The organism is Streptomyces fulvoviolaceus (assembly GCF_000718165.1).
GTDB lineage: Bacteria > Actinomycetota > Actinomycetes > Streptomycetales > Streptomycetaceae > Streptomyces > Streptomyces fulvoviolaceus.
The window spans coordinates 93,108-117,612 of the sequence record NZ_JOEY01000022.1 but is presented as its reverse complement, the minus strand read 5'-3'; the positions used below and the strand labels follow the sequence as shown (position 1 = coordinate 117,612).

Below are 24,505 nucleotides of genomic sequence, written 5' to 3'. Positions count from 1 at the left end.
CCCGGGCCCCTACCCTGACCGCGTGACGCCCACCGACCTCCTCCTGAACGCCCTCCACGACCCCGGCGACCCACCCCTGCACCTCCTGCCGGACCGAGCGGCACAGCTGCTGCGGGAACTCGACGCGCCGCCACGCCTCGCGGCCCACCTGCGAGCGGTGCACGACGTGGCGTATCAACTCGTCGACTGGATGGCGCGGAGGCACCCGGCGACACCGCTCGCCCGCGAAGCCGTCCTCTTCGGCGCCGCCACGCACGACATAGGGAAGACCGCCCACGTCACCGAACTCGCCGGCCCGGGTTCGGCGCACGAGGAGACCGGCCGCCGGCTGCTGCTGGCCCACGGCGTCGACGCCCGTCTGGCCCGCTTCGCCGCCACCCACGCGACCTGGACCCTCCCGGACCTCGGCATCGAGGACCTGCTGGTCAGCCTGGCCGACAAGATCTGGAAGAACAAACGCGTCCCTGACCTGGAGGACCGGATCGTCAGAAGGCTGGCCGAGGCGAGCGGCCGTACGGTCTGGGAGGAGTTCCTGGACCTGGACGACCTCCTGTCGGCCGTAGGGGAGGGCGCCGACGCACGGCTGGCCTTCCAGGCGTCCTATCCGGTGGGCCGGAGTCGCTGACCCCCGATCCGCCTATCTCGCCCCTGTCCCAAGCCGCTTCAGGATTCCCTCAGGTTGCGCCCCCAGTGTCGTCCGTGCCAGGCCGTCCGCCATGGACGTGCCGACGACGAAGGGAGCCGGCGAGGATGGCCGACCCCACGACCGAGCAGCCGCAGAGACCTACTTCGCCTGGATGGGCGGCACCGCCGGCGACGCGGCCTTCTACTGCCGTATCCCAGAGCCCCGTCATCTGGATCGAGGTGAACTGCCAGTCACCGTTCGCCTTCGGGTCGTTGTCCGGCGAGACCAACGGCGGCGACCCCACCCAGCAGCACCTGCACTGCGTCGTCCGCACCCCCAACGGCAACGACTACGGCAAGGAACTGCTGCGCCGGCACCTGCTGACATCGCCGCACCACCACTGAGCCGCAGGGGCCGCACCCACCCGGGTGCGGCCCTTGTGCGCCAAGCGTTTACAACCGCTTCCCGTGGCGCTAGCTTCCGAAGGAAGTGTGGTGGGAGCGCTCCCACACCGGTGGACCGGAACCTGCCCGAGGGTCGCTCCCACCCCACGCATCCGCACGGCCCGTACCTCAAGGAACGGACTGGACTGTCATGATCCTGACAAGAAAAGAGGCGTCCCCGGGTCGCCGATTAACACCCCCCACCCGAACCAGCGCCCTCTTCCTCGTTCTTCTCTCCCTGCTCGCCACGATCCCGGCCCTGAGCCTCGTCATCACGGCCGGCGGTGACGCGGAGGCCCACGGCACCCCCATGAAGCCCGCGAGTCGCACCTTCCTGTGCTGGCAGGACGGGCTGACCGACACCGGTGAGATCAAGCCGGTCAACCCGGCCTGCAAGAACGCACAGGCGGTCAGCGGCACCACGCCGTTCTACAACTGGTTCTCCGTGCTGCGCTCGGACGGCGCCGGCCGCACCCGCGGCTTCGTGCCGGACGGCGAACTGTGCAGCGGCGGCAACACCAACTTCACGGGCTTCAACGCGGCCCGCGACGACTGGCCGCTCACCCATCTCACCTCGGGCGCGACGGTCGACTTCTCGTACAACGCCTGGGCCGCGCACCCGGGTTGGTTCTACGTCTACGTGACCAAGGACGGCTTCGACCCGACCCAGACCCTCACCTGGGACGACATGGAGGACTCGCCGTTCCTGAGCGTCGACCACCCGCCGCTCAACGGCAGCCCGGGCACGGTCGAGGCCAACTACTCCTGGACCGGCCAGCTTCCGGCGAACAAGTCGGGGCGCCACATCATCTACATGGTCTGGCAGCGCTCGGACAGTGCGGAGACCTTCTACTCCTGCTCCGACGTCACCTTCGACGGCGGCAACGGCGAGGTCACCGGCATCCACGACCCGGGCGACCCGACCGACCCGGTACCGGGCACCTGCGCGGCCACCCGTAAGACGACGGGCAGTTGGAGCGGCGGCTACCAGTCCGAGGTGACCGTCACCAACTCCGGCGACGTCCCGATGCTGGGCTGGATGGTCAACTGGACACTGCCGAGCGGCCAGAAGGTCGACAGTCTCTGGAGCGGCAACGCGACCTACAGCGGCCAGGACGTGATGGTCCACAACGCCGACTGGAACGGCTCGCTGGATCCGGGCGAGAGTGCGACCTTCGGCTACGTCGTCACGGGCGACGGAGGTGACACGGCCACGACGCTTCCCTGCCAGGTCGGCTGAACCGTCACCTGAACCCTCCGCTCTGGGCGGACCCGGTGGGTAGTGAGCCACCGGGTCCGCGAGCCGGGTCGGCGAGGGGGGGTGTTGCCGACCCGGATGGTGCGTGGCTTGGTGCGACCAGTCGGCGCGACAACGTTGTCGAGTGGTCTACACAAGACTCTACCGCGTCAACGGACAACGATGTCAAATCAGTTGGGGGAGCCGACTGCCCCACCCGGGTGACCCGCCCGCGCGCCCCCACCGCCGCACGCGCCCTTCCGTGGTACCGGTGGCGCACGTTACTGTCCCTGCGGCTTGTGCGACCTGTGGTGCGCGACCCGTCCGAAGGAGGAGGGGCCGCGTCATGCGTTTCCGTCCTACGTCCCTGCTGCTGGCCGCCGTTCTGGCGCTCGCCGGCGCCACTCCCGCCCTCGCGGCACCGCCGCCGGACCTGGTCGGCGATCCCACCGCGTACGTCGACCCGCTCATCGGCACCAAGAACGGCGGCAACGTCTTCCCGGGCGCCGTCGCCCCGTTCGGCATGTTCTCCTTCAGCCCCGAGAACACCCGCGGTGACGCCACCCGTACCGCCGCCCCCGGCGGCTACCAGTACGACGCCACCCGCATCCGCGGTTTCAGCCTCACCCACATGTCCGGCACGGGCTGCGGGGGCGGCAGCGGCGACATCCCGTTCTTCCCGTACGCGGGCGAGGTCACCTCGTCCCCCGCGAGCGACACCAAGGACGCGGTCTACGCCGCCGACTTCAGCCACGCCGACGAGACCGCGGAGCCCGGCCACTACAAGGTGGGCCTCGCGACCGGGGTCACGGCCGACCTCACGGCCACCGCCCGCACGGGCTCGGCCCGCTTCACCTTCCCGGCCGACAAGCCCGCCTCGCTCCTGGTCCGCACCGCCAACTCCGAGGTGGGCTCGACCGATTCGGCGATCGACATCGACCCGGCGACCCGCACGATCTCCGGCTCCGTCACCTCCGGCAACTTCTGCGGCTACCTCGATCCCGAGGGCCAACGCGCCTACTACACCCTGCACTTCACGGCTCACTTCGACCGCCCCTTCAAGGAGGCTGGGACCTGGCAGGACGACCGCCTCGATCCCGGATCTCTGAAGTCCAGTGGCGGCACGGGGGGTTTCGCGGCCGGCGGTCGTCCCGTCGCCGGCAAGGGGGCGGGCGGATACGTCGAGTTCGCGCCCGGCACGGAACAGGTCGGCGTCAAGGTCGGCATCTCGTACGTCAGCAGAGCCGGCGCCGAGGCCAACCTCGCCGCCGAGAACCCACCCGGGCGTTCCTTCGACTCCGTGCGGGACGCGGCCCACCGCGCCTGGCGCGACCAGCTGGACGCGATCAGGGTCGGCGGCGGCACGGACGACGAACGCACCACCTTCTACACCGCGCTCTACCACTCCCTCCTCCACCCCAACGTCATCAGCGACGCCGACCGCAGATACCGCGGAAGCGACGACGAGGTGCACACCGTCACCCGCGGCCACCGGGCCCAGTACGGCACCTTCTCCGGCTGGGACGTCTACCGCGACCAGGTCCAGCTGCTGACCCTGCTGAACCCCCGCACCGGCTCCGACATCGCCCAGTCGCTGTACGAACTGGCCGAGCAGAACGGCGGCATCTGGGACCGCTGGCTGCATGGCGCGAGCGGCACCCACGTCATGAACGGCGACCCCTCACCCATCGCCCTGGCCGGCATCCGCGCCTTCGGCGGCGCGGACTTCGACCTGCGCGGCGCACTGGCCTCGCTGACCAAGGCGGCCACGGTCCCCACCGAACAGGACCTCTCACCCGCCGGAAAGCCGGTGCTGTCCGTCGGTCAACGCCCCTCCCTCGACAAGTACTTGAAGCTGCACTACATGCCGTCCGTCTCCAACGCCTGGGGCGGCGCCGCCGAGACGCTGGAGATGTCCGGCGCCGACTTCGCACTCTCCCAACTGGCCGCAGAGGCAGGGGAGAAGAGCACCGCGGACACGTTCGCCGCCCGCTCCCAGTGGTGGCAGAACAACTTCAACATCGCCGCCGATGCGACAGGCGGCTACATCGCCAACCGCAAGGCCGACGGCAGCTGGGTCACCGGCTTCACCCCGGCCACCGGCAACGGCTTCGTCGAGGGTACGGCGGCCCAGTACACCTGGATGGTCCAGCACAACCCCGCCGGTCTGTTCGCCGCGATGGGTGGCCGGGACAAGGCGCTGGCCCGCCTCGACTCCTTCTTCCACGACGCCGACGGCGGCTGGGCCTTCACCGGCAGCGGCGGCGAGAAGTCCGAGCTGGACAACGAGCCGTCGATCAACGTGCCCTACCTGTACGACTACGCGGGCGCCCCCTACAAGACGCAGGAGACGGTCCGGGCGGCGATGCGCGAGCTTTGGTCCCCACAGCCCGGCGGCATCCCCGGCAACGACGACCTCGGCGCGATGTCCTCCTGGTACGTCTTCTCCGCGCTCGGCATGTACCCCCAGGTGCCCTCCCGCGCCGAACTCGCCCTCGCCTCCCCGCTGTTCCCCCGGATCGAGATCGACCGCCCCCACGGCAACGACATCTCCGTCCACGCGGAGGGCGCGGCGGCGGTCGCGCCGTACATCAACTCGTTGAAGGTCAACGGCCGTACCAGCGACCGCCCTTGGCTCCCCGCCTCCTTCGTCCGGGACGGCGGCACCCTGGACTACACGCTCTCCGGCACCCCGGACAAGGGCTGGGGGAGTGCGACGGCCGACGCCCCGCCGTCCTTCCGTGAGGGCGAGCAGCGGTACCAGATCGGTGTCGGCCCGACCACGGCGACGATCGCACCGGGCGGCAGCACGAAGGTCGGCATCCGCGCCCTGTCACTGAGCGGCGGGGCGGGTCCGGAGATCCGCTTCCGTGTCGAGGCGCCCGACGGCGTCGAAGCAACTCCCGCCGGGGGAACGGTCGTCGACGGCAGCCAGGAGATCACGCTGAGCTCCACCCGGGACACCGAGCAGGGCTTCTACGACGTCAAGGTCACGGTCACCTCGGACGGCACCTCGTACGAGCAGCCGGTGTCCCTGACCGTCGCCGCGCCCGGCACCCTCCTCGCCGCGTACGACAACACCGGGATCTCGGACGACTCCGGCGACCACGACGAGGCCGACTACGACGGCGGCGGCTGGAACTACTCCCGCCAGGCGCTGGCCGCGGCCGGGCTGGCACCGGGGAAGCAGGGCACGGCCGCCGGTCTCGCCTTCACCTGGCCGGACTCGCCCAGCGGACGCCCCGACAACGCCTCGGCGAACGGTCAGACCATCCAACTGGACGAGCCAGTCAGTCAGTTGTCCTTCCTCGGCAGCGCGGTCAACGGCAACCAGCAGGCCCAGGCCACCGTCACCTACACCGACGGCAGCACGGACACGATCGGCCTCGCCCTCACCGACTGGACCGTCGGCGGAGGCGGCGGCACCGTCCAGTACGGCAACGAGGTCGTCGCCCGGGCCGCGTACCGGAACGTGGCGGGTGCGGACCGGGACCCGGTCGCCACGTACGTCTTCGCCACGAAGCCGTTCACGGCGCCGGAAGGGAAGAGCATCGCGAGCGTGAAACTGCCCGACGACGCGGACCTGCACGTGTTCACGCTGGCTCAGGGCTGAACACCTGGTCCAACCAGTCGAGTTGGCGGCGTACGTGCAAGGCGTCGCCGCCCTCGTGGCCGTTGTACGGATAGGCGTGGATCTCCTTGCGTGGGTCCGCGCCGGTCAACTCCCCGTAGCGGTTGAAGGCCGCGTACGCCCCGCTCGGCGGGCACACGGTGTCGCGCAGGCCCACCCCGAAGTGGGCCGGGGCCTGCGCGCGCCGGGCGAACGAGATGCCCTCCATGTAGGAGAGGGTCCGGTAGGCGGCCTGCTCGGAGCCGCGGTGGACCGACAGGTACGCGGTGATCTCGCCGTAGGGACTCGCGTCGGTGAGGTCCAGTGCGCGCCGGATGCCGCACAGGAAAGGGGCGGTGACCAGGACCGCCGCCAGGTCCGGGACCAGCCCGGCGACGGCCAGGGCGAGGCCGCCGCCCTGGCTGTTGCCGACGGCGGTGGTGCGGGACACGTCCACGCCGGGCAGCGCGCGCACCGCCGTCACCGCGCGCACCGCGTCCGTGATCAGCCGTCGGTAGTGGTGGTCGCGCGGGTCGAGCAGGCCGCGTGCCGCCGGGCCCGGGCCACCCGGCGCCGTCGCGTGCGGGTCGGGCGTGGCGCCGCCGTTGCCGTACTGGTCGCCCTGGCCGCGGTTGTCCATCAGCAGATGCGCGTACCCGGCGTTCACCCAGGTCAGCCGCTCGTGGGGAAGGCCGCGACCGCGGCCGTAGCCGACGTACTCGACGACCGCCGGCAGTGGCTCGCGCACTCCGGCGGGCCTGCTGTACCAGGCGCGTACCGGATCCCCGGCGAAACCCCGGAAGGTCACGTCCCAGGTCTCCGTCAGCCGTAGCCCGCTCTCCGCGGGGCGCACCGAGACCAACGGGTCCCACTGGGCGGCCTCTTTCAGAGTGTCACGCCAGAACTCGTCGAATTCCGGGGGTTCTTCGACATCGGGACGGTAGTCCGCCAGCTCCCTCGTCGGCAGGTCGAACGCAGGCACAGGGCACCTCGCATGAGTCGGTCAAAGTAGTGAAACTTGCGGAGGGGACCGGGATTTGGTTTCCCTGTTCTACCCCGCCCACGCCGGTTCCAATGCCTCACGTTCGTCCCGGGAATCTCCTGCGTGACCCATTGACAGCGCTTTCTGGGTGCCTCTAAGTTGCCGCGAAGTTACCGGTAAGAGCTCGAAAGTTTCGGTTCCGCGCGCCCCGCCCGGGAGGCCCGAGCATGAGCACCCCCACCACATCGGCTCCGCCGCCCGGCACCCAGGAGCCACCGCCGCCCAAGACGGGAGACCGCCCCGCACGTCCCGCCAAGCGCCCCACCTGGCGCCGGGCCCTGCGCCGCGACTGGCAGCTGTACTCGCTGGCGCTCCTGCCGCTGCTGTTCTTCCTGCTCTTCCGCTATCTGCCGATGATCGGCAACGTGATCGCCTTCCGGCGCTTCGAACCGGGCGGCTCGATGTTCGGTGAGGACTGGGTGGGCCTGCGCTATGTGCGCATGTTCCTCAGCGATCCCACCTTCTGGCAGGTGTTCCGCAACACCCTGTGGCTCGGCGGGCTCACGCTCGTCTTCTGCTTCCCGATCCCGATCGTGCTGGCGCTGTTGCTGAACGAGGTGCGCAGACACTCGCTGAAACGGTTCGTCCAGTCGGTGTCGTACCTTCCGCACTTCCTGTCGATGGTGATCGTCGCGGGGATCACGATGCAGATGCTGGCCAGCGACGGCCCGGTCAACCATGTCCTCGGCTGGTTCGGCCACGACCCGATCCGCTTCATCCAGGAACCCGAGTGGTTCCGCACGCTCTACGTCGGCTCGGAGATCTGGCAGACCGCCGGCTGGGGCACGATCCTCTACCTCGCCGCGTTCACCACGATCGACGAGGACCTGTACGAGGCCGCACGCATCGACGGTGCCAACCGCTGGCAGCAGATCTGGCACGTCACCCTGCCCGGCATCCGCCCCACCATGATCACGCTGTTGATCCTCAACATCGGCACGTTCATGGCGGTCGGCTTCGAGAAGGTCCTGCTGCTGTACAACCCGCTGACGTATCCGACCGCCGACGTGATCTCGACGTACGTCTACCGGGCCGGTGTGGAGTCCAGCAGCTTCAGCTACGCCGCCGCCATCGGGCTGTTCGAGTCGATCATCGGCCTGGTCCTCATCACGTCCGCCAACACGCTCTCGCGTCGCACAGTGGGGACCAGCCTGTGGTGAAGCCGAGTCGTTCCTACCGGGTCTTCCAGGGTGTCAACGGGGTCGTCCTCACCTTCGTCGTGCTGGTGACCCTGTACCCCTTCGTCAACATCATCGCGAGGTCCTTCAGCGGGGAACGGCAGATCCGTGCCGGTGAAGTGACCCTGTGGCCCAAGGGGTTCAACCTCACCACGTACAAAATCGTCTTCCAGGACTCGATGTTCTGGCGCAACTACGGCAACACCGTGCTCTACACGGTCGTAGGGACCGTCGTGGCCATGGTTCTGACGACCTGTTACGCCTACGTCCTGTCGAAGAGGCACCTCAGGGGGCGCACCGCGCTGGTCGGTGTCGCCGTGTTCACCATGCTCTTCACTGGCGGTCTGATCCCCAACTACGTGCTGGTCACCAGCCTCGGCCTGAAGAACAGCGTCTGGGCGATCGCGCTGCCCAACGCGATCAGCGTGTTCAACCTCCTGGTCATGAAGGCCTTCTTCGAGAGCCTGCCGTCCGAGCTGGAGGAGGCAGCGCAGATCGACGGCCTGAGCACCTACGGCATCCTGCTCAGGATCGTGCTGCCGCTGTCCAAAGCGGTCGTCGCGACGATGGTGCTCTTCTACTCGGTGTCCTTCTGGAACTCCTGGTTCAGCGCGTTCCTCTACATGGACAGCAGCGACCTGATGCCGGTCACCGTCTACCTGCGCAACCTCATCGCGGGCGCCACCGGCGGCGGCAACGCAGGCGCCGGCACGGAACAGCTCAGCCAGGTCGGCGCCAACATCCAGGCCGTCACCATCGTCCTCACCGCCCTCCCGATCCTCGCGGTGTACCCGTTCGTCCAGCGCTACTTCGTCTCGGGCGTGATGCTCGGCGCGGTCAAGGGCTGACAGTCCGTCAATTCACTTACGGAACAAAGGAGTATCCGTGGAGAACTCAGGACAGCTGTCACGGCGTCAGATCCTGGCCGCCGCAGGCTTCATCGGCCTCGCCACGCTCACCGGCTGCAGCAGCGGAGACGACGGCGGGGACACCAAGGACCTGTCGAAGAAGCAGGACGGCGCGATGAAGGAGTACCGCGCCGGGCAGCAGTTCAAGGCGGCCAAGGCGCTGTCCTTCTCGATGCTGCACAACGACAACCCGGTCTACCCGCTGAAGAACAACTGGCTGTTCTGGAAGGAGGTCACCAAGCGCACCGGGATCACGCTCAAGCCCGTCGACGTCCCGCTGGCCGACTACGAGAAGAAGCGCGGCGTCCTCATCGGCGCGGGCGACGCCCCCTTCATCATCCCCAAGACGTACCACCCCTCCGAGGTGGCCTTCGTGTCCTCGGGCGCGATCCTCCCGGTGAGCGAGTACGTCGACCTGATGCCCAACTTCCGGGACAAGGTGAAGAAGTGGAGCCTGGAGCCCGAGCTCGACTCCATCCGCCAGTCCGACGGCGAGTACTACCTGCTGCCCGGCCTGCACGAGAAGCCCAAGGCCGGCTACTCGCTGTCCTTCCGCACGGACATCCTCGACAAGCACGGGCTGACTCTGCCGACCAGCTGGGACGAGGTGTACGACGTCCTCAAGGCGCTCAAGGAGGAGTACCCCGACAAGTACCCCTGGACCGACCGCTGGAGCACCAACACCCCGTTCCCGTGCGGTGCGTTGTTCAGCTACCTCGGCCAGGCGTACGGGGTCAAGGCGGGCTGGACGTACGACAACATCAGCTTCGACACCAAGGCGCAGAAGTTCGTCTTCACCGCCGCGACGGACGCCTACCGCCAGATGGTCGAGTACCTGAGAAAGATTGTCGCCGAGAAGCTCCTTGACCCGGAGAGCTTCACCCAGCAGGACGACCAGGCCGTGCAGAAGCTGCTGGCGGAGAAGTCCTATGTGATCAGCGCCAATCCGCAGGAGCTGGTGCAGAACTACCGCTACAACCTGGAGAAGCAGGTCAAGGGCGCGAAGATCGAGATGGTGCCGGTGCCCCTCGGACCGGCCGGCCCGATCGTCCTGAGCGGCATCCGGCTGGAGAACGGCGTCATGATCTCCAGCAAGGCCCTCAAGAGCGACACCTTCGTCGCGATGATGCAGTTCGTGGACTGGCTGTGGTACTCGGACGAGGGCCAGGTGCTGTGCAAGTGGGGTGTCAAGGGCGTCACGTACACCGAGTCCGCCGGCGCCTACAAGCTGGAGCCCGGCATCTCCCTCATGGGCTCCGACCCGGACGCCCCGAAGGACCTTCAGAAGGACTTCGGCTTCTTCAACGGCGTCTTCACCTACGGCGGCAGCTGGAAGCTGGTCTCCTCCTCCTTCAGCCCGGACGAGAAGAAGTTCCAGGACGTGATGTCCCAGCGTGAGGAACTGCCCGTCGACCCGGCCCACCCGCTCCAGTCCTTCGAGCAGGAACAGGCGACGCTCTGGGACACCCCGCTGAAGGACCACGCCATCCAGAACACGCTCCAGTTCGTCCTCGGCAAGCGCCCGATCTCCGAATGGGACGCGTACGTCTCCGAGTTGAAGGCGAAGAACATGCAGCAGCTCGTCGACCTGCACAACAAGGCGTACGAGCGCTTCAAGAAGGCGAACGGGTGATCCTCGTCCCCGCCGAGCCGTCCGGCCGGCTCTCCGACGCCTGGCGCCACTGCGTCGGCACCGGCCGGATCGAACTCGCCCTGCGCCGCGACTACCAGGACTCGCTCGCCCTGCTCCAGCGCGAGATCGGGTTCCGGTACATCCGCGGGCACGGGCTGCTCAGCGACGGAATGGGTGTGCACCGGCCGTACGAGTGGCAGGGCGCCCGACGCGTCCATCACTCCTTCACCTACGTCGACCAGGTCGTCGACGCCTATCTGGAACTCGGTATCCGCCCCTTCCTCGAACTCGGCTTCATGCCTGCCGAGTTGGCCTCGGGCCGGCAGACCGTGTTCTGGTGGCACGGCAATGTCACTCCGCCCCGGGACGCGAAGGAGTGGGCCGGACTGGTCCGGGCCACCCTCGCCCACCTCGTCGACCGCTACGGCCTCGACGAGGTGCGCACCTGGCCCATCGAGGTGTGGAACGAGCCCAACCTGCCCGACTTCTGGGAGGGTGCGGACGAGGCGGCGTACCACCGGCTGTACGAGGTGACGGCGGGTGCGGTGAAGGACGTGGACGCGGAGTTGCAGGTGGGCGGCCCCGCCGTCTCACCCGGTGCGGACGAGTGGCTGGACCGCTTCGCCGAGTTCGCCGAGTACCACGACGTCCCCGTCGACTTCGTGTCGAAGCACGCCTACACGTCGGGCCCCGCCCAGCACGTGCCGTTCGGCGTCCACCAGACCCTCGCGCCGGCCCAGGGCCTCCTGGACCAGTTCGCCACTCCGCGAGAGCGACTGAAGGGCACCCGGCTCGCCGAACTCCCCCTCCACATCACGGAGTTCAACTCCTCCTACCGCCCCGACAACCCGGTCCACGACACCGCCTTCCACGCCGCGTACCTGGCGCCCGTCCTCGCCCGCGGCGGCGACCACGTCGACTCCTTCTCGTACTGGACCTTCAGCGACATGTTCGAGGAGACCGGCGTGCCGACCGCGCTCTTCCACGGCGGCTTCGGCCTGCTCGCCCACCGACAGGTGAAGAAACCGACGTACCACCTGTACGCCTTCATGGCGCGGATGGGCCCCGAACTGCTCACCCGCGGCGACGACCACCTGGTCACACGGCACGCCGACGGCCGTGTGACCGTCCTCGCGTGGGCGCCGGTCGACGCGAGCGGGCAGCCCCCCGGACCCGAGCGGCACAGGCTGCGGCTGTCCGTGCCGGTACCGGGCTCGCGGGAGGCGTTCGTACGGCGGTCCGTGGTCGACGAGGAGTACGGCAATGCCCGCACCGCCTGGCAGCGGATGGGCAGCCCGCGCTCGCCCGGGCCCCACTGGCTCGACGTCCTGCACGAGGCCGCCGAGCCCGCCCGCCGCCACCTGCGCCTGCCGGTCGAGGACGGCCGGGTGGACCTGGACCTGACCCTTGCCCGCCACGAGGTCACCCTCGTCGAGGTCAGTGCCGTCGCGGACGAGACCCCGCCCTGGTCGGACGAGCGACGGCTGCTCGGAAGGGAGCCGCAGTGAGCACACCCGTCACCTTCGGGGAGGGCGCCCTCTCCCGCGCCGCCGCGCTGGTCCACACCCTCGTCACCGTCGAGGCCCTGCTGCTCGTCGCCGCTTCCCCGGGCCTGGCCGCGCTCCTGCTGGTGGGCCCCGACCCGTCCAACCTCCCGCTCGCCGCCGTATGCCTACTGCCCCTCGGCCCGGCCCTCTCCGCCGCCCTGTACGCCCTCCACCACCGCGACCGCGACCTCACCGACCTCCACCCGGCCCGCGCCTACTGGCGGGGCTGGCGGCTGAACGCCGTACCGGCCCTGAAACTGTGGGCGCCCCTGCTGGCCTGGCTCACCGTGATCGCGTTCACCCTGACCCACTTCTCCGCGACCGGCCTGCCCGGCTGGTGGGCCGTGCTGCTGGCGGTCATCGGGCCGGCGTCCCTCCTCTGGGGCGCGCACGCGCTCGTCCTCACCTCCCTCTTCGCCTTCCGCGGCCGGGACACCGCACGCCTCGCCGGGTACTTCCTGTTCCGGCACGGCCGCGCCACCCTCGGTGCCGCCTCGCTGCTCGTCCTGACCGCCGCGGGGACCGTCCTGCTGACCGAGGCCCTGCCCGCGCTGCTGGCCGCCCCGCTGCTCCTGTCCCTGCTGCACAGCAGCCGCCCGGTGATCGCCGAGACCCAGGAGGACTTCACCGAATGACGCACAAGATCCGGTACGGCGGCGACTACAACCCCGAGCAGTGGCCCGAGGAGGTCTGGGACGAGGACCACCGCCTCTTCACGCGGGCCGGCATCGACACCCTCACGGTCGGTGTCTTCTCCTGGTCCCTCACCCAACCCGCCGAGGACACCTACGACTTCACGGTCCTGGACCGCATCCTCGACCGGGCGGCGGCCGAGGGCCGACAGGTCTGTCTGGCCACCGGAACGGCCGCCCTGCCGCCCTGGCTGGCCAAGGCGCACCCCGAGGTCAACCGCACCGACTTCGAGGGCCGCCGCCACCGCTACGGCCAGCGCCACAACTTCTGCCCCAGCTCACCGGCGTACCGCCGCCACGCCACGGCGATGGCCGGATGTCTCGCCGAACGGTACGCGGACCACCCGGCGTTGCTGGCCTGGCACATCAACAACGAGTACGGCGGGGTCTGTTACTGCGACGTGTGCGCCGACGCGTTCCGGGAGTGGCTGCGGAACAAGTACGTCACCCTGGACGCCCTCAACGACGCCTGGTGGACGACCTTCTGGTCGCACCGCTTCACCGACTGGGCCGAGATCGAGCCCCCGAACGCCCTCACCGAGCACTGGCGCGGCCCCGACCACACCGCCTTCCAGGGCATCACCCTCGACTACTTCCGCTTCACCACCGACGCACTGCTCGGCTGCTTCCTCGCCGAGAAGGAGGTGATCCGCGCCCATGACCCGGACACGCCCGTCACCACCAACTTCATGGGCATGTTTCGCCCCCTCGACTACCACCGCTGGGCACCCCACCTCGACTTCGCCTCCTGGGACAGCTACCCGCCCCTCGACGCCCCGCCGACCTGGCCCGCCCTGGCCCACGACCTGATGCGCGGCCTCAAGGACGGCGCCCCCTTCTGGCTGATGGAACAGACCCCGTCCACCACGGCCTGCCGTGACGTCAACCCATTGCGCAGACCGGGGGAGTTGCGCCTCGCGACCTTCCAGGCTGTCGCCCACGGCGCCGACGCGGCCCTCTACTTCCAGATGCGCGCCTCCCGCGGAGCCTGCGAGAAGTACCACGGCGCGGTCATCGGCCACGCCGGCCGCGACGACACCCGCGTCTTCCGCGAAGTGGCGGAACTGGGGCGGGAATTGGAGCTGCTGGGCGACGCCTCGCTGGGCGCCCGCACTCCCGCCCGCACCGCCCTGATCTTCGACTGGGACAGCTGGTGGGCCCTGGAGATCTCCGACGGCCCCTCCCGGCTGGTCAAGTACCAGGAGGTGCTCCACGCCTACTACCGGGCCGCCCGCGAGGCCGGCGCCGACGTGGACGTCGTCCCGCACACCGCCGACCTCACCCCGTACGACGTGGTCCTCGCGCCCGTCCTGCACATGGTCAAGGGCGACCTTGCCGCCCGCCTCGAAGCGGTGGCAGCCCGCGGCGGCACGGTTCTCACCACCTTCCTCTCCGGGCGAGTCGACGAGCACGACCGCGCCTTCCCGACCGACGTCCCCGGCCCGCTCGCGCCCCTCATGGGCATCCGCGTCGACGAGTGGGACTCGCGCCCGCAGGACGTCGTACAGCCGGTAGAACTGGGGGAGTTCGAGGCAGAGGCCCGGCTCCTCTTCGAGATCGTGCAGCCGCGGGGCGCCGAGCCCGTCGGGACGTACGGCGCCGACTTCTACGCGGGGACCCCGGCCGTGACGCGGCACGCATACGGCCAGGGCGAGGGCTGGTACGTGGCCACCGCCCTCGACCAGCCCGGCGTCGACTGGGTGATCCGCCGCATCCTGACCCGCCACAGCCTCCTCGGCCCGTACGCCCACCAGCCCGCCGTGGAGACGGCAACCCGCGTGGCCCCCGACGGAAGCCGCCTCCTCTTCCTCCTCAACCACACGGCCGACCCGGCCCACCTGACCGCCCATGCCGCCGCCACCGACCTCCTGACCGGCAAGCGGGTCGGGGAGGGCGAGCCCCTGACCCTCGACCCGCGGGGCACAGCGATCCTGCGGATTCAGTAGATGCGCCGCCCATGTGCGTCGGGCACACCAGACTTCCGCAGGAAGTAGCTGTTGATCTGGTCGCGCCACTCGCGGGCGCTGCGGAGCTGCTCCTCGTACCGCTCCGCGACCCGTGCGTGGCGCGCGGGATCGACGAGGTCCGTGAGCGAGGCCCACACCTCCCGGGCCTCCTCCACCTCCGCCACGCCCTCGAAGTGCGTGTCGTAGATGTGCTGGATCACCGTCTTCCCGCTCTTCAGGACGTGCCCGTACGGCACATGGTGGAAGAACAGCAGCAGTTCGTCCGGGCAGGTTTCAGACGACTCGTACACCTCGGCCCACGGCTTGGCGTACTGCCCCGCGTACCCGGTCCCGCTCGCCACGCTCCGGTCGACGCCGATGCCGTCCCGGTCGGCGAAGTGGTAGGTGCCCCACGGGCTGTACTCGTACCCGTCCACGCTCGGCCCGTAGTGGTGCCCCGGCTGCACCATGAAGCCCACGCCGAGGGGAGCGGTGTACTTCTCGTACGTCGCCCAGGAGCCGTGGAGTACGGCGTGCAGCCCGGTGATGAGCCGCTGTGGGGCGTCCGGGAAGGTGAGCCGGATCCACTCGTCGAGAACGGCGTCCGGATCCGCGTCCGGCTGCCAGGCCAGCCGCCCGAAGGTGTACAGGTTCGCCTGGGCCAGCGGATGCCCGGTCCAGAACGGATCGTCGCCGACGTTGGAGACGGCCACCAGGCCGCCGCGCGCCAACTCGCCCACAGGTGAGCCCTCTTCGGGCCGGAACCGCAGTGCCCCGCTCCACATCGGCCCCAGCCAACAGACGTGCCGCTGCTGCCCGGTGTACTCCTGCGTCGCCTGCAGCTCCACCGTCAGCCGGGTCCGGGGCATCGCCCCGATCAGAGGTGAGACCGGCTCCCGGACCTGGAAGTCCATCGGCCCGTGCTTCACCTGGAGAACGGCGTTGCTGGCGAACTCCCCGTCCAGCGGCACGAAATGGTCGTACGCGGCCCGCGCCCGGTCCGTCCTCCGGTCCCGCCAGTCCTGGCGGTGGTTGTAGATGAAGGCCCGCCAGTGCACGATGCCGCCGTGCGGAGCGAGGGCGGCGGCCAGGGCGTTCGCCCCGTCGGCATGGCTGCGGCCGTACGCGAACGGCCCCGGCTGCCCCTCGGAGTCGGCCTTCACCACGTACCCGCCGAAGTCGGGGATCGCCTCGTACACCCGGGCGGTCGCCTCGGCCCACCACTCCCGTACGCCCGCGTCGAGCGGGTCGGCCGTCTCCAGGCCGCCGAGCACCACCGGGGCGGCGAAGGTGACCGACAGATGGGCCCGGATCCCGTAAGGCCTCAACGCCCCCGCGATGTCCGCCACTTCACCGATCCGGTCCGTGAGCAGACGGGCCTCGGTCCCGTGCACGTTGACGTTGTTCACCGCCACGGCATTGATCCCGCAGGCCGCGAGCAGCCGGCCGTACGCCCGCACGCGCTCCAGGTCCCCCCGGGTCCGCCCGTCCTGCCAGAACAGGGACCCGCCGGCATAGCCCCGCTCGACCTGGCCCATCACCGGGTGCACGGCCACGTTGTCCCAGTGGTCGAGCATGCGCAGGGCCAGCTCCGGTCGGTGCTCCTCACGTTCGTACGAGCCCCGGAACGCCGCCTTCCCGAGCCGTACGACGTGGAACAGGCCGTACAGCAGCCCGGGCCCATCGGACGCGGTGACGGTCGTACAGCCGTCACCGCGCTCGAAGGTGAACGCCTCGGAGGAGCCGTCGCCGGTCAGCTCCAGCACCAGGTCGTACGGCCCGGCGGGCCCGTCGAATGAGACGCTTCCTCCGAACCGTACGCAGGCCTGGGTCACTTCCCCGTGCACCGTCTCCACCAGCGGCCCCGATCCACGGATCAGCGTCCGCCGGGTGCCGATCGGCCGGTACGCCTCGTCCGGCAGCCAGGCCGGATCGACACCCTGCATGAGACCCCCAATGCACCTGCTCAGGCGAGCAGTTCGACTTCCGACACGACGGACTCGCCGTCGAGGACCAGGCGGTACTTCCCGTACGTACCCGGAGACCCCACCGTGAACGCCCGTGTCTGGCTGTCCCACGCGAAGGACTCGCCCGATCGCTGGTCGAGCGTCTTCCACTCGGTCCCGTCGTCCGAACCCTGGAGGGTCCAGCCGGTCGGTGCCTTCGTGTGGTCCGAGGATGAAGTCACCGTGTACTGGAGCCCCTTGACCGGCCCGGTCACCGGAAGGTCCACCGACGTCACCGTCGCGTCCGTCACCGACGTGTTGTCGAACAGGGCCCCCTCGCCCTTCAGCACGTCCGCCCGAGGCGTCGGCACCTTGTCGTCCTGGGTGATGGAGACGGGAGCCGCGTCCTTGCCCGTGCCCCACGACGACGGCCGCGACCCCATGTCGAAGTCCAGCGTCCCACCCTTCGCGAGTAACGAGTGGGGGAGCGAAGTCGACGTCCACGTACGCCCGTTGACCCGCAGCCCCTGCACGTACACGTTCCGCGCGCTGTTCCTCGGCGCCCTGACCACCAGGTCCCGGCCGTTCTCCAGATGGACCGTGGCCTTCGTGAACAACGGTGATCCGACGGCGTATTCGCCGCTTCCCATCACCAGCGGGTAGAAGCCCAGCGCGGAGAACAGGTACCAGGCCGACTGCTCGCCGTTGTCCTCGTCACCGTGGTACCCCTGGCCGATCTCGCTGCCGGTGTACAGCCGCGACAGCACCTCACGGACGTTCCGCTGTGTCTTCCACGGCTGACCGGCCGCGTCGTACATGTAGTTGACGTGGTGGGCGACCTGGTTGGAGTGGCCGTACATGCCCATCCGGACGTCCCGCGCCTCCGTCATCTCGTGGATGACCCCGCCGTAGGAACCGACGAAGTCCGGCGAGGCCGTCTCGGGGGTGGCGAAGTACTCGTCGAGCTTCTCGGCGAGCCCGCTGCGGCCGCCGTAGAGGTTGGCGAGGCCCCGGCTGTCCTGCGGGGCGGTGAAGGCGTAGCCCCAGCCGTTGGTCTCGGTGTAGTCGTAGCCCCATACGCGCGGGTCGTAGGCGGAGGACTCGACGCGCCAGTCCCCGTCGACATCGCGGCCTTGGAAGAAGCCGGCCTTCGTGTCGAACAGGTTCACGTAGTCCCGGGCCCGGTTGAGGAAGTACTCCGACTCCTCCGCGTACCGCTTCTCGCCCGTCTTCCGGTACAGCGCCTGGCCCATCCGCGCGATGCCGTAGTCGTTGAGACAGCCCTCCAGCGCCCACGACAGGCCCTCGTGCGTGTCGGTGCTCGTGTAGCCGAGGAAGGGCGAGGTCGCCATCCCCTTGCGGCCCACGCCCGAGGAGGGCGGCACGACGGTGGCGTTCTTCAGGGCCGCCTCGTACGCCGGCTTGGCGTCGAAGTCGACACCCTTGACGTACGCGTCCGCGAAGGCGACGTCCGAGGAGGTGCCGGTCATCAGGTCCGCGTACCCGGGGGAGGACCAGCGTGAGGTCCAGCCGCCGTCCTTGTACTGCTGGACGAACCCGTCGACCATCTCGCCCGCCTGAGTGGGCGTCAGGAGTGAGTACGCCGGCCAGGTCGTCCGATAGGTGTCCCAGAAGCCGTTGTTGACGTACACCTTGCCGTCCACGATCTTCGCGCCGGTGTGCGTCGGGGTGTCGGGCCCGGGCATCGGCGAGAACGGGGAGGCGTACTGGTACTTCGAACCGACCTTCTCGAAGCCGGAGTTGGGGTACAGGTACAGCCGGTAGAGGCTGGAGTACAGCGTGGTCAGCTGGTCCGGTGTCGCGCCCTCGACCTCGACCTTGCCGAGGATCCGGTCCCACTGCCGCTGGGCACGTGACGTGACCTTCTCGAAGGAGGTGCCGTCCGGGATCTCCTGGCGCAGGTTGTCCTTGGCCTGGTCGAGGCTGATGAGCGAGGTCGCCAGCCGTAGCGTGACCGTCCGGTCGTCACCGGCGTCGAAGCGCAGATAGCCCTTGACCCCGCCGGAGTCCCCGTCGGTCACCGGCTTGTCGAACACGCCGTACACGAAGAGCCGGGTGGCCCCCGTCGACAGCCCCGACTTCACGTCCGAGTACCCGGTGACGACACCCGCGTCCTTGTCGAGCGTCAGCCCGGCCTGGTCCGTCACGTTGTCGAAGAGGACGCTCGTGTCGTCGCCGGGGTAGGTGAAGCGGAGCGCCGCCGCGTGGTCGGTCGGGGCCATCTCCGCCTTCAGCCCGTTCTCGAACTCCACCCCGTAGTAGTACGGCCGCGCGGTCTCGTTCTCGTGCCGGAAGGCCAGCTCCCGTGCCTCACGGCCCGTCTCCGGGGTGCCGGAGGCGGCGGACGGCATCACCTGGAAGGTCTGCCGGTCGCCCATCCAGGGGCTCGGCTCATGGCTCGCGCTGAACGCCTGGATCGTCGGCAGGTTGTCGTCGTTGTTGGCGCGGGCGTAGTCGTACAGCCAGCTCAGCGAGGACGCGTTCGTCACCGGGGTCCAGAAGTTGAAGCCGTGCGGGACCGCCGTGGCCGGGAAGTTGTTGCCGCGCGAGAAGCCGCCGCTGGAGTTGGTGCCGCGGGTGGTGAGCGCGTAGTCGGACAGATGGGCCTTGGGCCGCTCGGGCCGGACGGGCTCGATCGCCAGGTCGTCCAGCCAGCCGCGGAACTTGGCCGGGCCCTTGGGGGAGTCGTACGCGACCAGGATCCGGTCGACGGTCTTCCCGGCCGCGACCGACCCGATCCCCGAGGCCACGTTGTTCCACTGGTTGACGTAGAGCACCTTGGCGGCGCCCTGCCCCTGAGGACTGAGTCCGAACCCGTGCTGGTCCGTCGCGTTGAGCTCGCTCAGATACGTGCCGTCGGTGAAGGCCAGGTCCACCGCCACGTTCGTAGCGTCGTAGTCCCGGTCGCCGTCCGCCATCGACGGGTAGATCCGGTACGACAGCCGCGTGTCCGGGCGAACCCGCAGGTTCACGTCGAAGACCTTGTTGTACGAGTACGCCCGCCCGTCCGCCGTGTGCCGGCCGGCGTACCGCAGCGCCCGTTTGCCGGTGAAGCCCGCGCCCGCCTTCGCGGTGGGCGAGCCGCTCGGGCCGCGGTCGACCAGGGAGAGCATGTCCTGCGGGACGGGGCCGTTGCCGCCGCCCGTGGAGAACTGGACGTCGGCGAGCTGGAGGATGCCGGGGGCGCCGTTGTTCGCCGTGATGTCGAGGCGGAAGTGCTGGTATTCGGCCGGATCGGTGAGGTCGTACGACTTTGTCTGGAACCGTTCGGCGAAGGACTCCCCGGAGCGCGTGTCGAGGGTCTTCCAGTCCTTGCCGTCCGTCGAGCCCTGGAGCGTCCAGTCCTTCGGGTCGCGTTCGGCGAAGTCGTTGGCCGAGGTGAGGGCGTAGGTGACGACCTTGACCGGCTTGTCGAGGTCGAACTCGGCCCAGCCGATGGGCTCGAAGGTCAGCCACTTGGTGCCGGGCTCGCCGTCGACGAGGTTCTCCTTCACCTCGCCGCCGCCGGTGTTCTCGCCGCTCGCCCGCACGTCCGTGACGTGGTCGGTGACGTTGCCGGGGATGCCGGTGCTGTAGCCGCCGTCGACGCCCGAGGCCCGCGGGGAGCCGTCCGGCGCGGTGTCGACGGTGTTGAGCCAGTCGGGGGTAGGGTCACCCGCCTCGAAGGAGGAGGCGAAGGACCGGTCGGCCGCGGCGGCCGCCTCCGGTAGCGCGACCGCCGCCCCCTGCGAGCCCACCGTCATGACAAAGGCGGTCGTGATCACGACCGCCGTACCCCGCCGTCTGAGTCGAGTTCTGTACCACCGCATTCGCGAGTACCCTCCCTGCACGAGGCCGGACAACGTTGTCAGCATTTCCGTGCAAGGATCAGTTGTGGCTCAAGTGGACAGTGATGTCAAGGGTGTTGGCTGTGGCATTCGGGGTCTATGTCGCGGATTTTTCCGGCAAGCGGTACACGGGCCGCTCATATTTCCGCGAGGTCTCAACTCGGAAAAGACCGTTGGCCAACCTTGCATTCGATCTTGCTCAGCTGGCAAGAAGTGGACTATACCTGTCGGCGATTCACACGATCCGCCGTCGATGATCCACAGTCCATGATCCGTACGTCATGATCAGCACGTCCAGCACGACCCTGCTTGACCTGACCGCGGTGCCCGGGAGGATCCGGTTCACCGCCTGAGTCCTGGAGAAGGCGAGGACTTGAGCATGGGATCCACTTCCGCCGAGAACAACGGCGCCGCAGGTGTCGGCCGCCGCGAATTGATCAAGCGGTCGGCCGCACTCGGTCTGATCTCCGTACCCACGATGAGCTTCCTGTCCGCGTGTGCCACCGGCGGTGGCGGCGACGAGAAGGAGACCAAGGCCCCCGAAGGGGCGAAGTCGGCCGCGAACCCCCTCGGCGTCAAGAAGGGCCTCGCCCTCGACGCGTTCATCTTCAAGGGCGGCCTCGGCGACCAGTACGCCAAGGACGCGGAGGCCGACTACAAGACGAAGTACGCCGCCACGGTCAAGCACACCGGCACCCAGCAGGTCGGCCCCAAGCTCACCCCGCGCTTCGCGGGGGGCAACCCGCCGGACGTCATCGACAACTCCGGCGCCGACCACCTCGACATGAACAAGCTGTCCACGCAAGGGCAGCTCCAGGACCTCCAGGCGCTGCTCGACGCGCCCTCCATGGACGACGCGAGCAAGAAGATCTCGGACGTCATCCACCCGAGCACCATCGAGAAGGGCAAGCACGGAGACGTCTTCGACGTGCTCTACTACGCCTTCACGATCTACGGCACCTGGTACTCGCAGAAGGTCCTCGACGACAACGGCTGGGAGTACCCGAAGACCCTGCAGGACATGGTCACGCTGTCCGGTGAGATCAAGAAGAAGGGCATCGCGCCCTGGACGTACGCCGGAAAGTACCCGTACTACGTCCACTTCAACCTGTTCGCCGAGATCGCCAAGATCGGCGGCATGGACGGCTGGATCGCGATCGACAACCTGGAGCCCAAGGCCTGGACCTCCAACGACGCGGTGAAGGAGGTCGTCGAGTTCTACGAGGAGCTGGCCGCCAAGAAGTACTTCCTGGAGGGCAGCCAGGGCCTGACCCACATCCAGTCGCAGACCGCCTGGACCAAGGGCAAGGCCGTCTTCATCCCGAACGGCTCCTGGGTGGAGAACGAGGCAGCCCCGACCACGCCCAAGGACTTCGCGATGTCCGTCGGCGCGCTCTTCGACGGCACCGGCGACAAGATGCCCAACGGCACCCTGCGCGCCGAGCCCAGCGAGCCGTACATCGTCGCCGCCAAGGGCAAGAACCCGGTCGGCGGCATGGAGTTGCTGCGCATCATGCTCTCCAAGAAGCACGCGCAGAACTTCGCCAAGCTCGTGAAGTCGCTGACCTGTGTGCTCGACGCGACCGAGGGCATGACTCTCTCGCCGGGTCTGACCTCGGCGAGCGCGGCCTTCAAGGCGGCCGGCGACAACATCATCAGCCTCCAGCTCCAGGAGTGGTACCCCGCGCTCACCGACGAGAAGATCGGCGGTCTCACCGGGCAGCTGCTCACGGGTGACCTGAAGGCGGCCGACTGGATCAAGAAGACCCAGGCATACGCCGACGCCGTGGCCAAGGACGACTCGGTCGAGAAGTTCAAGCGCGAAAAGTAGGGTCCGGGCAGGCGGTATTCGAGGGGAAGGGCCGGGAAGCACACCATGCAACACGGCAAATACCGATTCATCGTGGGCTTCCTGGCCCTACCCGTGCTGGTCTACGCGATCTTCGTGATCTCGCCGTTCGTCCAGGCGTTCCAGATCTCGCTGACCGACTGGTCGGGGCTGGTCGGCACGGCGAAGTTCGTCGGACTCGAGAACTTCGAAAAGCTGTGGAACAACGAGGACTTCTGGAACGCGCTGCGCCACAACGTCTACATGCTGATCTTCGTCCCGATCATCACGCTGGGGCTCGGCCTGTTCTTCGCCTTCATGCTCAACGTCGGCGGAAAACGCCGTAAGAACGAAGTGATCACCGGCGTCGCCGGCTCGAAGTTCTACCGCTTCGTGTTCTTCTTCCCGCAGGTCATCTCCATCACCATCGTCGCCGTCATCTGGTTCAACATCTACAACCCGGACCCCGACGACGGCATGCTCAACTCCCTGCTGGGTGCGGTGGGGTTGGACAGCTGGCAGAACGCCTGGCTGGGCGAGAAGAGCATCGCCCTGCTGTGCATCATGGCGGTGATGATCTGGTCGCACGTCGGTTTCTACGTAGTGCTGTTCTCAGCGGCGATGGCCTCCATCCCACGGGACATCTACGAGGCGGCGCTGCTCGACGGCGCGGGGCGCTTCCACACCTTCTTCCGGATCACCCTCCCGCTGCTGTGGGACACCGTGCAGACCGGCTGGGTGTACATGGGCATCATCGCCCTGGACGGCTTCGCCCTGGTGCAGATCATGTCGGTCAACATGGGCGGCCCCGACGGCGCCACGGACGTCATGCCGCTGCGCCTGTACCTGACGGCCTTCCGCGACAGCCAGTTCGGCTACGCGTCCGCGATGGGCGTCGCGATGCTCATCGTCACCATGACGTTCGCAGTGCTCACGATGCGCTTCGCGCGGCGTGAGCGGATCGAGTTCTAGGGGTGCGGGGCGACATGACGACGGGCGACATGACGACGGACACGAACGCGATCACGGACGCGGTGAGCAAGACCGACGAACCCCGTCCCGGCGGCATCACGAAGAAGCTCGGCCCGACCGACGGCCGCAGCTCCGAGGGCGGCATCCTGCACGTCTTCTCGCACGGCATGCTCGTCGTGTGGGCGCTGATGGTCGGCGTTCCGCTGCTGTGGGTGCTGTGGAGCTCCTTCAAGACCAGCAACGGCATCCTGTCCGACCCGTGGGGCCTGCCGACCACGTTCCACTTCGAGAACTGGGCCAACGCCTGGAACCAGGCGAACATGGGCCGGTACTTCGTCAACACCGCGATCGTGGTGGGCGGTTCGGTGATCGGCACGATGGTGCTCGGCTCCATGGCCGCGTACGTCCTGGCCCGCTTCACCTTCCCCGGCAACCGCTTCATCTACTACCTGTTCGTGGCCGGCATGTCCTTCCCGGTGTTCATGCTGGTCATCCCGCTGTTCTTCGTGCTGCGGGACTTCCCGGGCAGCTCGCTCCTCGCGACGTACCAGGGCCTGATCCTCGTCTACATCGCGTATTCGCTGCCGTTCACGGTCTTCTTCATGACGGCCTTCTTCCGCACGCTGCCCACCTCGATCGCGGAGGCCGCGCTGATCGACGGGGCGTCGCACACGCGAACGTTCTTCCAGGTGATGCTGCCGATGGCCAAGCCGGGCCTGATCAGTATCGGGATCTTCAACTTCCTGGGACAGTGGAACCAGTACCTGCTGCCCATGGTGCTCAACCAGAACGAGGACAAGTACGTGCTCACCCAGGGCCTCGCGATGATCGCCCTGCAGCAGGGCTACGAGAACGACTGGGGCGCGCTGATGGCCGGCATGATGATCGCGATGCTTCCGGTGTTGATCGTTTACTTCATTTTCCAGAGGCAGGTTCAGGCGGGTCTCACGGCGGGTGCGTTGAAGTAACGGCCCTACGGCCGTAAGGGCGCCGGTCCCGCGGGGGTGGGGCCGCCGCGCTGTGTCCAAGAACCCGGATCCGGTTCAACCT

At 68.6% G+C, this 24,505-nt stretch carries 16 protein-coding genes; 13 read left to right on the top strand and 3 right to left on the bottom strand.

What is annotated here, in order from left to right; genetic code table 11:
- Nucleotides 1–22: 22 nt before the first annotated feature.
- The 4 genes from IG08_RS0123660 to IG08_RS0123645 all read left to right on the top strand — a co-directional run bounded on the left by IG08_RS0123660 (nt 23) and on the right by IG08_RS0123645 (nt 5,918).
- Nucleotides 23–625: an HD domain-containing protein gene (locus IG08_RS0123660; protein ID WP_052424846.1), complete on the top strand. Its 603-nt coding sequence runs from the start codon at nt 23–25 to the stop codon at nt 623–625.
- Between the two features lie 125 nt (nt 626–750).
- On the top strand, nt 751–1,029 hold the full coding sequence (locus IG08_RS60215; protein WP_158812272.1) for a DUF3500 domain-containing protein: 279 nt from the start codon (nt 751–753) through the stop codon (nt 1,027–1,029).
- 190 nt (nt 1,030–1,219) lie between these two features.
- Nucleotides 1,220–2,308 carry a lytic polysaccharide monooxygenase auxiliary activity family 9 protein gene (locus IG08_RS0123650; protein WP_030605856.1) on the top strand — a complete coding sequence of 363 codons (1,089 nt, stop codon included), beginning with the start codon at nt 1,220–1,222 and terminating at the stop codon, nt 2,306–2,308.
- 343 nt (nt 2,309–2,651) lie between these two features.
- Entirely contained in the window at nt 2,652–5,918 is a 3,267-nt protein-coding gene (locus tag IG08_RS0123645; protein ID WP_030605855.1) for a GH92 family glycosyl hydrolase, read from the top strand.
- Here IG08_RS0123645 and IG08_RS0123640 read toward each other — a convergent pair.
- Nucleotides 5,899–6,897: an acetylxylan esterase gene (locus tag IG08_RS0123640; RefSeq protein WP_030605853.1), complete on the bottom strand. Its 999-nt coding sequence runs from the start codon at nt 6,895–6,897 to the stop codon at nt 5,899–5,901. The genes IG08_RS0123645 and IG08_RS0123640 overlap by 20 nt on opposite strands.
- Before the next feature lie 227 nt (nt 6,898–7,124).
- Here IG08_RS0123640 and IG08_RS0123635 point away from each other — a divergent pair, with 227 nt between their 5' ends.
- The 6 genes from IG08_RS0123635 to IG08_RS0123610 are packed head-to-tail and all read left to right on the top strand — an operon-like array spanning nt 7,125 to nt 14,861.
- Nucleotides 7,125–8,117 carry an ABC transporter permease gene (locus IG08_RS0123635; protein WP_030605851.1) on the top strand — a complete coding sequence of 331 codons (993 nt, stop codon included), beginning with the start codon at nt 7,125–7,127 and terminating at the stop codon, nt 8,115–8,117.
- Nucleotides 8,111–8,983: a carbohydrate ABC transporter permease gene (locus IG08_RS0123630; protein WP_030605849.1), complete on the top strand. Its 873-nt coding sequence runs from the start codon at nt 8,111–8,113 to the stop codon at nt 8,981–8,983. Before IG08_RS0123635 ends, IG08_RS0123630 begins: the two co-directional genes overlap by 7 nt.
- Nucleotides 8,984–9,020: 37 nt before the next feature.
- Nucleotides 9,021–10,676, top strand: coding sequence for an ABC transporter substrate-binding protein (locus IG08_RS0123625; RefSeq protein ID WP_030605847.1), 1,656 nt, complete (start codon nt 9,021–9,023; stop codon nt 10,674–10,676).
- A complete protein-coding gene (locus IG08_RS0123620; protein ID WP_030605846.1) occupies nt 10,673–12,184 on the top strand; it encodes a GH39 family glycosyl hydrolase in 1,512 nt (503 codons plus the stop codon). Before IG08_RS0123625 ends, IG08_RS0123620 begins: the two co-directional genes overlap by 4 nt.
- On the top strand, nt 12,181–12,858 hold the full coding sequence (locus tag IG08_RS0123615) for a YesL family protein (protein WP_030605843.1): 678 nt from the start codon (nt 12,181–12,183) through the stop codon (nt 12,856–12,858). The genes IG08_RS0123620 and IG08_RS0123615 overlap by 4 nt, the downstream gene beginning before the upstream one ends.
- The gene (locus IG08_RS0123610; RefSeq protein WP_030605841.1) at nt 12,855–14,861 is read left to right on the top strand and encodes a beta-galactosidase; all 2,007 of its coding nucleotides are present in this window, start codon (nt 12,855–12,857) and stop codon (nt 14,859–14,861) included. Before IG08_RS0123615 ends, IG08_RS0123610 begins: the two co-directional genes overlap by 4 nt.
- Here IG08_RS0123610 and IG08_RS0123605 read toward each other — a convergent pair.
- The gene (locus IG08_RS0123605; protein ID WP_030605840.1) at nt 14,855–16,807 is read right to left on the bottom strand and encodes an alpha-glucuronidase; all 1,953 of its coding nucleotides are present in this window, start codon (nt 16,805–16,807) and stop codon (nt 14,855–14,857) included. The genes IG08_RS0123610 and IG08_RS0123605 overlap by 7 nt on opposite strands.
- 20 nt (nt 16,808–16,827) lie before the next feature.
- Nucleotides 16,828–20,571 (bottom strand): GH92 family glycosyl hydrolase, encoded by a 3,744-nt coding sequence (locus IG08_RS0123600; protein ID WP_030605838.1) that lies wholly within the window; start codon nt 20,569–20,571, stop codon nt 16,828–16,830.
- 463 nt (nt 20,572–21,034) lie between these two features.
- Here IG08_RS0123600 and ngcE point away from each other — a divergent pair, with 463 nt between their 5' ends.
- Genes ngcE through IG08_RS0123585 form a run of 3 tightly spaced genes read left to right on the top strand, consistent with a single transcriptional unit; the run spans nt 21,035 to nt 24,423 of the window.
- Entirely contained in the window at nt 21,035–22,486 is a 1,452-nt protein-coding gene (ngcE, locus tag IG08_RS0123595; protein ID WP_030605836.1) for an N-acetylglucosamine/diacetylchitobiose ABC transporter substrate-binding protein, read from the top strand.
- Between the two features lie 45 nt (nt 22,487–22,531).
- A complete protein-coding gene (locus IG08_RS0123590; protein WP_030605835.1) occupies nt 22,532–23,455 on the top strand; it encodes a carbohydrate ABC transporter permease in 924 nt (307 codons plus the stop codon).
- A 14-nt stretch (nt 23,456–23,469) separates the two neighbouring features.
- Nucleotides 23,470–24,423 carry a carbohydrate ABC transporter permease gene (locus tag IG08_RS0123585; protein WP_234342954.1) on the top strand — a complete coding sequence of 318 codons (954 nt, stop codon included), beginning with the start codon at nt 23,470–23,472 and terminating at the stop codon, nt 24,421–24,423.
- The last annotated feature ends 82 nt before the right edge of the window (nt 24,424–24,505 follow it).